A 12,749-nucleotide genomic window follows, 5' to 3' on the forward strand; every position below is an offset into this window, starting at 1 on the left:
AGCCGGCCCCCGAAAGCTGCAAGTCTGAGCCGCAATGATACTGCTCGGGTGTTCCCGCTGCCCGCGGTAGCGTCACGGTGTGAGGCGATCGCTGGCACTGCTGTCCGTGCTCGTCGTCGCAGCGGGGTGCGCACGCAGTGCCGCAGATCCGGCAGGCGGGTCGCCGGGCTTGGTCGGCATCGGTGGCGATCGGCAGCTATACCTGCAGTGTCAGGGAACCGGCCCGCCGACGGTCTTCATCATCCCGGGCAAGGGCAGCTACGCGCAGGCGTGGAACTACGTCGTGCCGCCCGACGATCCGATCCGGTCCTCGCCCTACGACATCATCGCCGAGGCGCAGTTGGAGCCCAGCTCCGAGGCCGTGCAGCCCACCGTCGCGAGAACTACTCAGGTGTGCGCCTACGACCGGCCGAACACCCGGCCGGACGGTAGCGACCGGTCCACTCCCGTGCCGCAGCCGCACACCGTGCAGCAGGATGTCGACGACGTCGTCGCGCTCATCAAGGCCGCCCACCTTCGGGGTCCGTTCGTCTTCGCCGCACACTCCTACGGCGGCCTCATCCTCGACCTGCTCGCACGCACGCACCCGGATCTGGTGGCGGGCATGGTCATGGTCGACGGGGTGTCGGAATTCCTTCCGAGTCTGGGCACCCCGGAGCAGAACGCCGCCTGGGAGCGCGACAGCATGACGTTGCCGGAGCCCGGGGCAGAGGGCGTGCTCATCCTCGAAGCGATTGCCGCCATCAAAGAGGCGCCGCCGCTGCCGCACGTGCCCGCGATCGTCCTCAGCGCCGACACGTTCGCGCCCCCCGAAGCGCTGACGCCGCAGAACTACACCCTGGGCCAGATTCACGAAGCCAACGATCTGCTGGCGGCGGCACTGGGCGCGACAAACGTCATCGCGACCGGCAGCGGCCACAACGTGATGCTGTATCAGCCGAAGTTCGTCGCCGATACGATCATCGGTGTCGTCGACCAAGTCCGGCGGGCCGGCTAGAGGCAAGCCGAGATCGACACCAGGGCTGTCGATCCGTCCTGATCGCAACCCTGGTGTCGATCTCGCGCCAACTACAGCAGACCCAGAAGCTGCAGGTCGGTGACGTATTTGACGATGACCTCCGGCGTCACGTGCGGAATGTCCTTGTCGGGTCCGATCTTGGCTTCCTGGACCGCGGCGCGGAATCGGTCGGTCGGCGCGATCGATCCGTGCACCGGCCGCTCCGGCTGCTGATAGTTATGCAGCAGCGGCAGCAGCGAGTACTGCCGCTGCCGGTCGGGCAGCGCCCGCATCGCGGTCTCGAACCGCTGCAGCCAGCCGCCGTAGTCGGCAATCCGCTGGATCGGATGGCCGGCGCCGACCAGCCAGTCGACGAACTCGTCGAGCCCGATGCCGTCGTCGTACGGGTTCATCACGTGATAGGTCTCGAATCCTTCGGTCACCTGCGCGCCCAGCGTGGAGATCGCCTCCGCGATGAATTCCACCGGCAGGCCGTCGTAGTGGGCGCGCTGGCGGTTCCCGCCGGCGTCGAGTTCGTAGAACGAGGCCGGCGCGACACCGGTGGCCACCAGGCTCAGCATCATCCGGGTGAACATGTCGGGCAGGTTGAGCTGCCCGCCGTAGGTGGTGTCGGCCAGGATCATGTCGCAGCGGAACACCGAGACCGGCAGGCCGCACCGTTCGTTGGCCTCGCGCAGCAGCACTTCACCGGCCCACTTGCTGTTGCTGTAACCGTTGGCGTACGAGTCGTCCACCGCCCGAGTCGGGCTGATCCGGCGGATGTCGCCGTCCTCGGCGAACTGTCCCGGCGCGATGCCGGCACCGACGCCGATCGTGGAGACGTAGACGAACGGCTTGCGCTTGGTGGTCAGCGCGATCCGGATCAGCTCAGCGGTCCCGACAACGTTGGGACCGAACAACTCTCGATACGGCAACACGTGGTTGACGAGCGCGGCGGGATCGACGATGAGATCGACGGTATCGGCCAGTCGCTGCCACGTGGCCGGGTCCAGCCCGAGGTTTTGCTCGCCCTTGTCACCGGCGATCACCTCCAGGTGGCCGGCGGCCAGTTTCCGGTAGTGCGCCAGCAGCGTGGGGTCACCGCTGTCGAAGGTGGCGTCCAGGCGTTGGCGGGCCTCCTCGTCGGAGCGAGCGCGGACCAGGCAGACGACCGTGCCGCCGACCAGGCTCATCCGCTCCAGCCAGTCCAGCGCCAGGTAGCGGCCCAGGAATCCGGTTGCGCCGGTGAGCAGCACGGTGCGGATCTCGGCACTCGGGCCGGGCAGTGCCGGCGCACCCGCCAGCGTGGCCTCGTCGATGAACGCATCCAGCGTGAGATCGGCGGCGTGGGCTTCGGTGGCACCGGCGCCGTGCACGGTGGCGAACGTCGGCCGCTTGCTGGCGGAGGTCCGCTGCGTGTCGACATAGCCGGCGATGGCCGCCAGATCGTTGGCCGGGCTGACGATCACCCCGACCGGGACCTCGACGCCGAAGATCTCCTGCAACAGGTTGGCGAAGGTCAACGCCGACAGCGAGTCGCCACCGAGGTCGGTGAAGTGCGCGTCGGGCGCCAGGTCGGCGGTCGCGGCACCTAGCAGTGCCCCGGCCGCGCGGGTGACGGTGTCGAGGGTGGGAGCGTCGGCACCGCTGCGTCGCAGCGCGCGCAATTCGTCGGCCTGGCCCTCGGCGAGATCGACGTAGAGTTGCTCCAGGGCCGGGCCGTAGCGCTCCTTCAGGCGCGGCCAGGCCAGCTTGCGAATGCCGGTCAGCAGACCGTTCTCCAACGTGAACGGCGTTGTCTCGATGAGGAAGTCGCGCGGTATCTCATAGGACTGCAACCCCGCGGAGCGGGCGACCTCCTGCAGCGACTCACCGATCAGCGCCTTCAGTTCCGCGGCGTCGTGGTGGCTTGACGCCTCGGCGGTGGGCACCACGACGGCCAGCAGGTAGGGCCGAGAACTGTTGCCGTACAAGTAGATCTGCGCGACCAGAGGGCTGCGACCGAAGGCCGCCTCCAGCTTGGAAACCGTGACGAACTCACCTTGGGACAGCTTGAGCACGTTGTTGCGGCGATCCACGTACTGCAGGTGATCGGGGGCGGTCTCGGCGACGATGTCACCGGTGCGATAGAAGCCATCCTCGTCGAACATCGTCGCGGTGACCTCGGGTCGTCGGTAGTAGCCGGGGAACAACTGTGTCGACTTGACCAGCAGTTCGCCGCGCGGATGCGGGAGATCGGTTCCGAAGTAACCCAGTTCGGGCACATCCACCAGCTTGTAGTCGATGACCGGGGGACGACGCACCACACCGTCGACGAACACCGCGCCGGCTTCGGTCGAGCCGTAACCCTCGACCAGGTGCATGTCCAGGAACGTCTCGACCCAGGCCTTCAGCTCCGGGGCGATCGGGGCCGAGCCCGTCATCACCGAGACGAACCGGCCGCCCAGCAGGGTGCTGCGCTTCTCCGACAAGACCTGTGCTTCCACCGCCGCGCGGTCCTGCCCACCGGCGCGCCGGTCGACTTCGCTTTCGACCTCCTGATGGATCATGTCCCACACCCGCGGCACCAGGTTGAGCTGGGTGGGGCGGGTCAGGGCCAGGTCGTCGAGGAAGGTCGACAGATCTGCCCGGGCCGCGAAAAATACGGTGCCGCCGGCACTCAGCGCGCCGTAGAGGGCGCCGCGGCCCATCACGTGGCTCATTGGCATGAAGCTGAGCACGATCGCGGGGTAGGCGCCCTGTTTGTCGTCCCAGTGCGCTGCGGCGGCCAGCCACATGTCGGCCACCTTGCTGGCCGGGTACATCGCCCCCTTCGGGGCGCCGGTGCTGCCGGAGGTGTAGATCAGCAGGGCCAGCGGGTCGTCTTCGGTCGCTGCGTCGGCGTCGACGACACGTCCTGCGCCCGCGGTGATCTCGTCGGCCAGCGTGACCACGGTGACTGCGGTGCCCGCCAGCCGCTTGCGGGCGGCGGCAAGTGCATCGCGCTGGTCGTCGACTTCGGGCCGGAAGTCGAAGACCGCCAGCCGTTTCGGTGCGGGACCCGCGATCACCAGGTCGACCGCATCGTCGAGATAGTCGATGCTCGTGGCAAGCACCACCGGTTCGGTCTCGGCCAGGATCGGGTGGAGTGCGGTGACCACGGAGCTGGTCTGCAGCGGCACGGATACCGCGCCGAGTTGCACCAGGGCGAGGTCCACGATGGTGTAGTCGATGCTGGTGAAGCCCAGCACCGCCACCCGATCGCCGGCCCGCACGACCTGGCCGGACCAGGCGGCGGCGACGGACTGGACACGGTCGGCCAGCTGCCGGTACGTGATGGTGTCGAAGCGGTCTTCCAGTTCGGCGGTGGTGCGCCGTGTCTGCGGGTCCTCGACGAATCGCACCGCGCGCTGGCCCAGCGCAGGCCGATCGGCATAGCCGTCGAAAATTGTGGCGATCACCTCGGGCAGGCGCAGACCCGGTCGGCCGGCGGCGGCGGTGACGGCGGGATCAGGAGCGGCTGCGGCGAATTGTGGATCGGTGGAATACAAGGCGGCGACGCGCTGGTCGAACCGGGATTCGCGAGTATCAGTGGACATGACAAGACTCCATTGACGAGCGTGCACAAGAAAGAATGGGTGGGCGCTTCGTTGCGCTCAAGAGAAACTACGTTAGCAAAACTAACGTTATTCCCGGGGAGTGCCCGCAGACCAGCAAAGGGCCCTGTGAACTTGCTCTCGATCGTGTCGGTGACGTGTCGTTAGAGCCCCGCGCGACAGGGGTACCCCGGCTGCATCGTGGGGACATCCCCTGACTCGAGGAGGCGTCATGAAAGACGTGGACACCCGCATCGACACCGGTGTCGGCCGGATGGAGATCGCGCGCAGCCGCGGCGCGGCAAGTGGTTTCCTGTTGATCCTGCTCGGCGCGTGGGGCGCGCTGATTCCCTTCGTCGGGCCCTACTTCGACTTCGCCTACGACCCCGACACGCCGTGGACCTGGACCGCCGGGCGCGGCTGGCTGGAGGTGCTGCCCGGCGCGGTGACGGTCCTGGGCGGCGCGCTGTTGCTGATGTCGCGCAATCGGGCCACCGCGATGTTCGGCGGCTGGCTCGCGGTGGTCGCCGGCGCGTGGTTCGTGGTCGGCCGCATGTTCGCCAGCCCCTTGCAGCTCGGCGACTTCGGGTCGCCGGTGGCCGACACGGTCACCGGACAGGTGGCGATCGAACTGGCCTACTTCAGTGGGCTGGGCGCGCTGATCGTCTTCTTCGGTGCGATGGCCCTGGGCCGGGTGTCGGTGCGCAGCCTGCGCGACCTCCGGCGTGCGCAGCGTGCCGTCGTCGCCGAGCCCGTCGCGGCCGAACCGGTAGCCGCCCCGGCCACCGGACCGGTGATGGCGCGCAGCCGTCACCACGTGGCCGACGAGGCCGACGAGGTCCACGAGGAGCCTCGGCATCGCAGCTGGCGCGACATGTTCGGCCGGTCGCGGCGCACGCCTGTCGCGCACTGACACCGGTGTGGCTCAGCCCGTGTAGGCCATCACGTGCTTGATGCGGGTGTAATCCTCGAAACCGTACATCGACAGATCCTTGCCGTGCCCTGAAGATTTGTAGCCGCCATGCGGCATCTCGGCGACCAGCGGGATGTGGGTGTTGATCCACACGCAGCCGAAGTCCAGCGCATTGGACACCCGGATCGCGCGTGAGACGTCCTTGGTCCACACCGAGGACGCGAGGCCGTACTCGGTGCCGTTGGCCCAGCGGATTGCCTCGTCCTCGTCGGTGAACGACTGCACGGTGATCACCGGGCCGAAGATCTCCTCCTGGACCTGCCGGTCGTCCTGGCGCAACCCGCCGATCACGGTCGGCTCGACGTAGAAGCCCTTGTCGCCCTGCCGGTTTCCGCCGGCGGCGACGGTGGCGTGCGAGGGCACGTCGGACAGGAACCCGAGCACCCGCTCGAGCTGGTTGGGGTTGTTGACCGGCGGCACCCAGGCATCCTCGTCGCCGGGTGCACGCCCGAACGTGGTCGCTGCGCCCCTGGCCTGCTCGGCCAGCGCGGCGGTCAGGTCCTCGGCGACCCCGGCCTGGGCCAGCACCCGGGTGGCGGCGGTGCAATCCTGGCCGGCGTTGAAGTAGCCGGCCGTCGCGATTCCCTCTGCGGCGGTGGCGATGTCGGCGTCATCGAACACGATCACCGGCGCCTTCCCACCCAGTTCGAGGTGCGTGCGCTTGAGGTGGCCGCCGGCGCTGACCGCCACCGCGCGGCCCGCAGCGACCGATCCGGTGATGGACACCATCTGCGGGGTCGGATGGGCGACGACAGCCGCGCCGGTGACCCGGTCGCCACACACGACGTTGAGCACGCCCGGCCCGAAGTGCTTGGCGGCGATCTCCGCCAGCATCACGGTGGTCACCGGGGTGGTGTCGCTGGGCTTGAGCACGACGGTGTTGCCCGCGGCGATGGCCGGAGCGAACTTCCAGATCGCCATCATCATCGGGTAGTTCCACGGGGCGACCTGGCCGATCACCCCGACCGGCTCGCGACGGATCCAGGACGTGTGGTCGGCCAGGTACTCACCGGCCGACTTGCCCTCCAGAATCCGTGCTGCACCGGCGAAGAACCGGATCTGGTCGACCATCGGAGGGATCTCCTCGGCCGCCGTGACATGGTTGGGCTTACCGGTGTTGCGTCCCTCGGCGGCGACCAGCTCGGCGGCCGCCTTCTCGACGTCGTCGGCAAAGCTCAGCAGCGCCTTCTGCCGATGCGACGGGGTGGTGCGCTTCCAGTCCGCGAATGCCGCGCTGGCCGCGGCGTACGCGCTGTCGATGTCCTGCTCGTTGGAAACCGGTGCGGTGCCGTACTTTTCACCGGTGGACGGGTCCACGATCGGCATGGTGGCGCCGCTGACCGAGTCGACGAGCTCACCGTTGATGAAGTTTCGGACGGTGGTCACGGCGCTAGATTTCGGCCAGGATGGCGGCCAGTACGCCGAGGCCCTCGAGCAGCAACTCGTCGCTGATCGTCAGGGGCGGCAGGAACCGCAGCACGTTGCCGTACGTGCCGCAGGTCAGCACCAGCACACCCTGGGCGTGCGCCTTGGCGGCCAGCGTCTTGGTGAGTTCCGGATCCGGTTCTGCGGTGCCGGTTTTCACCAGCTCGACGGCGATCATGGCGCCGCGGCCGCGAACGTCGCCGATGCGGTCGTCGTCGGCCTGCATCCGGCCGAGCTTGTCCTTCATCACCTTTTCGATCTGCTTGGCCCGGTCGACCAGACCGTCGAGTTCGATGGTCTCGATGGTGGCCAGCGCTGCCGCGCAGGCCACCGGATTGCCGCCGTAGGTGCCGCCCAGACCGCTGACATGCGGGGCGTCCATCACCTCGGCCCGACCGGTCACCGCGGCCAGCGGCAGACCGTCGGCGATTCCCTTGGCGGTCACGATCAGGTCCGGCTCGATACCCTCGTCGTCACAGGCGAACATCGACCCGGTGCGGGCGAACCCGGTCTGCACCTCGTCGGCGATGAACACCACGTTGTTGTCGGCGCACCAGGCCCGCAGGGTGGGCAGGAAGCCCGGGGCGGGCACGATGAAGCCGCCCTCGCCCTGGATCGGCTCGATGATGACCGCGGCCAGATTTGCCGCGCCGATCTGCTTGTCGATCACCGTCAGCGCGCGCTCGGCGGCCAACTCGCCGTCGGTGGCCCACTCCTTGTCGATCAGCCCGTCGCGGTAGGGGTAGGACAGCGGGGCGCGATAGACCTCCGGCGCGAACGGGCCGAATCCGCTCTTGTACGGCATCGACTTGGCGGTCAGCGCCATCGTCAGGTTGGTGCGGCCGTGGTAGGCGTGATCGAAAGCCACCACGGCGGTCTTGCGGGTGTAGGCGCGGGCGATCTTGATGGCGTTTTCGACCGCCTCGGCGCCGGAGTTGAACAGGGCCGAACGCTTCTCGTAGGAGCCGGGGGTCAGCCGGTTGAGGTGCTCGGCGACGGCGATGTACTCCTCGTAGGGCGTCACCATGAAGCAGGTGTGGGTGAAGTCGGCGACCTGCGCGCGCACCGCGTCGACCACCCGGGGCGAGGAGTTTCCGATCGTGGTCACCGCGATCCCGGAACCCAGGTCGATCAGCCGGTTGCCGTCGACGTCCTCGATGATCCCGCCACCGGCGCGTGCGGCATAGATCGGCATCGTGACGCCGACGCCGTGCGAGACCGCGGCGACCCGGCGCTTGGCCAGCTCGATGGACCCGGGGCCGGGGATATCGGTGACGAGTTTGCGGCTCTGCTCGAGGGACGGCACTTCTGTTCTCCTGACGACGATCGCACTACGCGGGGCGGGCGATCCGAGCCTAGTCCCGTGGCGGCATCGCGCAACTGAAAACCCGGTTTGAACCCACGATTGCCGGTGGATTACGTCGTCACAGGCGACGAATTCGACGTAATCGGTTGGTGTCTAGTCGGTGCCGGGGGACAGCGGTGGCCCGTCGATCCGGTCGACGGTGGTGAACGCCGCCACCGGCTGGCGGGTCAGCCGGCGCGGCCGGCGGACCGGGTGCCCCAGTGCGATCACGGCCGCCAGTACCAGCGGGTCCTGCGCGCCCAGCAGCCGCTTGACCTCGTCTTCGGCCCGGATGAGCATCGTCGTCAGGACGCCGCCCAGGCCTTCGGCGCGAGCGGCCAGCAGGATGCTCCAGGCGAACGGATACACCGACGCGCCGCCGGCCAGGGAATAGCGGTCGAGGTCACGGTCGACGGCGGCCAACTGCGACAGGTCGGCGAACACCGCCAGCAGCACCGGGACCTCGTCGAGGTGGGCGGCCATGCCCCCGGCCGCCGCCCCGGTCCCCGCGGCCAGCGCGGCGGCCTCCGCATCGCGGTCGTTGACCGGCGACCACGGCCGCAGGCCGGCCGCCGTCAACGTGAGGTAGTCGGCCCACGGTGGGAGATAGAGGTCGCGCAGGCGGGCGCGAACGGCCGGGTCCTTGACCACGACCACCCGCCAGGCCTGCGCATTGGCGCCGCTCGGGGCGAATCGCGCGGTATCCAGAATGCGGGCCACGGCGGCGTCGTCGACCGGCTCATCGGTGAATTCGCGTACCGCGCCGGTGCTGCGCAGCGTGTCGATCAGGTCCATCCGACCATCTTCCAACGACGGTGCCGGTCGGGGCCGGACCGGCACAATGGCAGACTGGGCAGCTATGAAGCCCGCGACCGGACGGTTGCGGAGCATTGACCCAGCAATACGAAAGAATCATTCCGCCATGGACTTGCTCGTGTTCCTGCCCCTGATCATCATCATGGGCGCTTTCATGTACTTCGCATCGCGGCGCCAGCGCAAAGCCATGCAGGCCACCATCGACCTGCACGAATCACTGCGGATCGGCGACCGGGTGCACACCACCTCCGGCCTGCAGGCCACCATCACCGGCATCACCGACGACAACGTCGACCTCGAGATCGCTCCCGGCGTGGTGACCACCTGGATGAAGCTGGCGATCCGCGATCGCATTGAAGACGAGGCGCCCGAGGCCGACGATGTCGAGTCCGGTGCCACCGAGATCACCGGCAACGACGCGGACCGGCTCACCAAAGACTGATCGCCAGGCACGCCACGTACCCTCTAGCGGGACCGTCGGAGAACCGCGACGCGGGACGCGCGGCACAAACCTAGGAGAGACAACAACGTGGCATCGTCTTCGGCGCCGGTGCATCCTTACCGCTGGCTGGCGCTGTTCCTGGTCTTGCTCATCGGCGTCTACCTGCTTGTGTTCCTCACCGGGGACAAAAAGGCCAGCCCCAAGCTGGGCATCGACCTGCAGGGCGGCACCCGGGTCACGCTGACCGCGCGCACCCCGGACGGATCCAAGCCGACCAAGGACGCCCTCGACCAGGCGCAGCAGATCATCAACGACCGCGTGAACGGCCTCGGTGTGGCCGGCTCGGAGGTCGTGATCGACGGTGACAACCTGGTCATCACGGTGCCCGGTAACGACGGCAACGAGGCCCGCAACCTCGGCCAGACCGCCCGGCTGTTCATCCGCCCGGTGATCGGCCAGCCGATCCCGATCGAGGCCATCAAGCAGCAGATGCAGGCCCAGGCGCCCGGTGGCGCAGCCCCGCCTGGGGCACCCGCGCCCGGCGGCGCGCCCCCACCCGGCGCGCCGGCACCAGGGGGAGCTCCCGCGCCCGCCGCGCCGCCCGCGGCCCCCGAACCGGCCAACCCGGCGGCTCCCGCACCGCAGCCGCGTCCGTACCCGGCCGAGCCGGCCCCGTCACCGTCACCGGCGCCCCCACCTGCTCCCGGGCAGCCCGCGCCGCCGGCCGCAGCCCCCGCACCCGGGGCGCCCGCACCCGCGCCGCCGGGACCGCCCGGCCCGCCGGACGAGGCCAAGGACCGCACCGCGCGCATCAAGTTCGAGAAGGAACTGCGCCAGAGCACCAATCAGAACCTGCTGCTGATTGCGGTCCAGTACATGGCCGGCAAGTGCGACCAGCCCGACATCCTGGCCGGTAACGACGACCCGAACCTGCCGCTGGTGGCCTGCTCGCAGGACCACAAGTACATCTACGTGCTGGACAAATCCATCATCAGTGGTGATCAGATCAAGGACGCCACATCCGGCCTGGACAACCAGAGCGGCGCCTACGTCGTCGACCTGACCTTCAAGGACCAGGCCGCGACCACCTGGGCCGACTTCACGGCCGCCAACATCGGCACCCAGACGGCGTTCACGCTGGACTCGCAGGTGGTCAGCGCCCCGCAGATCCGGGAGGCCATCCCCGGTGGCCGCACGCAGATCAGCGGCGGCAACCCGCCGTTCACGGCTGACAGCGCCAAGCAGTTGGCCAACGTCCTCAAGTACGGTTCGCTGCCGCTGTCCTTCGAATCCTCGGAGGCCGAAACCGTGTCGGCAACCCTGGGATTGGCCTCGCTTCGAGCCGGCCTGATCGCGGGCGCTGTCGGCTTGGCGCTGGTGTTGGTGTACTCACTGCTCTATTACCGCGTGCTGGGCTTGCTGACGGCGCTGTCGCTGGTGGCGTCCGGCGCCATGGCGTTCGGCATCCTGGTGCTGCTGGGCCGCTACATCAACTACACCCTGGACCTGGCGGGTATTGCCGGTCTGATCATCGGCATCGGCACGACGGCCGACTCGTTCGTGGTGTTCTTCGAACGCATCAAGGACGAGATCCGCGAAGGTCGTTCGTTCCGTTCGGCGGTGCCGCGCGGTTGGGCTCGCGCCCGCAAGACGATCCTGTCCGGTAACGCGGTGACGTTCCTGGCCGCCGCGGTGCTGTACTTCCTGGCTGTCGGCCAGGTGAAGGGCTTCGCGTTCACGTTGGGCCTGACCACCATCCTCGACGTCCTCGTCGTGTTCCTGGTCACCTGGCCGCTGGTGTACCTGGCGTCGAAGTCGCCGACCATGGCCAAACCGGCCCTCAACGGCCTCGGGGCGGTTCAGCAGATCGCCAGGGAACGCCGAGCGGCCGCCACAGCGACAGGACGGGGGTAACGGCATGGCCAAGGACAAAGACACCGCAGACGACACCGCATCCACCGCCGTCGAGGCGCCCGATCTGGAAGCCGCCGGGGCCGCCGCGCCCAAGCACGGCTTCTTCGTCCGCCTCTACACCGGCACCGGCGCCTTCGAGGTCATCGGCAGGCGGAAGATGTGGTACGCGATCAGCGGCGTGATCGTCGCGGTCTGCATCGCCAGCATTGCGCTCAAGGGGTTCACCCTGGGCATCGACTTCGAGGGCGGCACCAAAATCGCGGTGCCCACCGCAGGTCAGAACGGCACGATCACCACCCAGCAGGTGGAGGACGTGTACAGCAAGGTGATGGGCAAGGACCCCGAATCGGTGGTCGTGGTCGGCAGCGGGCCCTCGGCGACGTTGCAGATCCGCTCGGAGAAACTGAGCAACGACGAGTCCGCGAAACTGAGTTCGGCGTTGTTCGAGGAGCTGCAACCGAAGGGCGCCGACGGCAAGCCCAGTGAACAGGCCATCAGTCAGTCGGATGTCTCGGAGACCTGGGGCGGCCAGATCACCCAGAAAGCGCTGATCGCGCTCGGGGTGTTCCTTGTCCTGGCCGCCATCTACATCACTTTCCGCTACGAGCGGTACATGGCGATCTCGGCGCTGCTGACGCTGGTGTTCGACCTGCTGGTGACTGCCGGGGTGTACTCGATCGTCGGCTTCGAGGTGACCCCCGCCACGGTCATCGGTCTGCTCACGATTCTGGGCTTCTCGCTCTACGACACGGTCATCGTGTTCGACAAGGTGGAGGAGAACACCCACGGCTTCGAGCACACCACTCGCCGGACGTTCGCCGAACAGGCCAACCTCGCCGTCAACCAGACGTTCATGCGGTCGATCAACACCAGCCTGATCTCGGTGCTGCCGATCGTGGCGCTGATGGTGGTGGCAGTCTGGCTGCTCGGCGTCGGCACGCTGATGGACCTGGCGCTGGTGCAGCTGGTCGGCGTCATCGTCGGCACCTACTCGTCGATCTTCTTCGCCACCCCGCTGCTGGTGTCGCTGCGCGAACGCACCGACCTGGTGCGCACGCACACCCGTCGGGTGCTCAACCGGCGCAAGCCGGCCAAGGCCGGCGATGTCGTCACCGGCGGCGCGGCCGACCTCGGCGAGGCCGCCGAGGCGGTGCCGGTCGAGGCGGCGATCGGCGGCACGCCCGCGGTGGGCAACAAGCCCGCGCCGGGCGCTCGTCCCGCCCGCCCGTCCGGCAAACGCAGCACTCGCGGGCGTTAGCGAG

The 12,749-nt window shown here is 68.4% G+C and carries 9 protein-coding genes; 5 read left to right on the forward strand and 4 right to left on the reverse strand.

The features are described from left to right. The first annotated feature begins 79 nt into the window (after nt 1-79). Nucleotides 80-997, forward strand: coding sequence for an alpha/beta fold hydrolase (locus tag MSZK_RS02640; protein WP_099244555.1), 918 nt, complete (start codon nt 80-82; stop codon nt 995-997). A 71-nt stretch (nt 998-1,068) separates the two neighbouring features. On the opposite strand, the gene car is transcribed toward MSZK_RS02640, so the two are convergent. Beyond that, a complete protein-coding gene (gene car, locus MSZK_RS33475) occupies nt 1,069-4,575 on the reverse strand; it encodes a carboxylic acid reductase (RefSeq protein WP_099244557.1) in 3,507 nt (1,168 codons plus the stop codon). 229 nt (nt 4,576-4,804) lie between these two features. Here car and MSZK_RS02650 point away from each other — a divergent pair, with 229 nt between their 5' ends. Further along, complete coding sequence (locus tag MSZK_RS02650; RefSeq protein ID WP_099244559.1) at nt 4,805-5,485, forward strand: hypothetical protein; 681 nt, start codon at nt 4,805-4,807, stop codon at nt 5,483-5,485. A 12-nt stretch (nt 5,486-5,497) separates the two neighbouring features. Here the strand turns inward: MSZK_RS02650 and MSZK_RS02655 are convergent, their stop codons facing one another. From MSZK_RS02655 to MSZK_RS02665, 3 genes are all read right to left on the reverse strand, one after another. Continuing rightward, complete coding sequence (locus tag MSZK_RS02655) at nt 5,498-6,931, reverse strand: gamma-aminobutyraldehyde dehydrogenase (RefSeq protein WP_099244561.1); 1,434 nt, start codon at nt 6,929-6,931, stop codon at nt 5,498-5,500. Between the two features lie 4 nt (nt 6,932-6,935). Next, the gene (gabT, locus tag MSZK_RS02660; RefSeq protein ID WP_099244563.1) at nt 6,936-8,276 is read right to left on the reverse strand and encodes a 4-aminobutyrate--2-oxoglutarate transaminase; all 1,341 of its coding nucleotides are present in this window, start codon (nt 8,274-8,276) and stop codon (nt 6,936-6,938) included. 153 nt (nt 8,277-8,429) lie between these two features. Further along, complete coding sequence (locus MSZK_RS02665) at nt 8,430-9,110, reverse strand: nitroreductase family protein (protein ID WP_099244565.1); 681 nt, start codon at nt 9,108-9,110, stop codon at nt 8,430-8,432. Nucleotides 9,111-9,237: 127 nt separating this feature from the next. Here MSZK_RS02665 and yajC point away from each other — a divergent pair, with 127 nt between their 5' ends. The 3 genes from yajC to secF all read left to right on the forward strand — a co-directional run bounded on the left by yajC (nt 9,238) and on the right by secF (nt 12,745). Next, entirely contained in the window at nt 9,238-9,573 is a 336-nt protein-coding gene (gene yajC / locus MSZK_RS02670; RefSeq protein WP_099244567.1) for a preprotein translocase subunit YajC, read from the forward strand. 87 nt (nt 9,574-9,660) lie between these two features. Continuing rightward, entirely contained in the window at nt 9,661-11,487 is a 1,827-nt protein-coding gene (gene secD, locus MSZK_RS02675) for a protein translocase subunit SecD (protein WP_099244569.1), read from the forward strand. A 4-nt stretch (nt 11,488-11,491) separates the two neighbouring features. Further along, nucleotides 11,492-12,745 (forward strand): protein translocase subunit SecF, encoded by a 1,254-nt coding sequence (secF, locus tag MSZK_RS02680; protein WP_099244571.1) that lies wholly within the window; start codon nt 11,492-11,494, stop codon nt 12,743-12,745. The last annotated feature ends 4 nt before the right edge of the window (nt 12,746-12,749 follow it).

The sequence above is a fragment of the Mycobacterium sp. shizuoka-1 genome (assembly GCF_002723835.1).
In the GTDB taxonomy this organism is placed as follows: Bacteria; Actinomycetota; Actinomycetes; order Mycobacteriales; family Mycobacteriaceae; genus Mycobacterium.

Coding starts and splice junctions, on each gene's coding strand:
- secF (WP_099244571.1), top strand. CDS start 11,492: ATGGCCAAGGACAAAGACACCGCAGACGACACCGCATCCACCGCCGTC.
- MSZK_RS02665 (WP_099244565.1), bottom strand. CDS start 9,110: ATGGACCTGATCGACACGCTGCGCAGCACCGGCGCGGTACGCGAATTC.
- yajC (WP_099244567.1), top strand. CDS start 9,238: ATGGACTTGCTCGTGTTCCTGCCCCTGATCATCATCATGGGCGCTTTC.
- car (WP_099244557.1), bottom strand. CDS start 4,575: ATGTCCACTGATACTCGCGAATCCCGGTTCGACCAGCGCGTCGCCGCC.
- MSZK_RS02650 (WP_099244559.1), top strand. CDS start 4,805: ATGAAAGACGTGGACACCCGCATCGACACCGGTGTCGGCCGGATGGAG.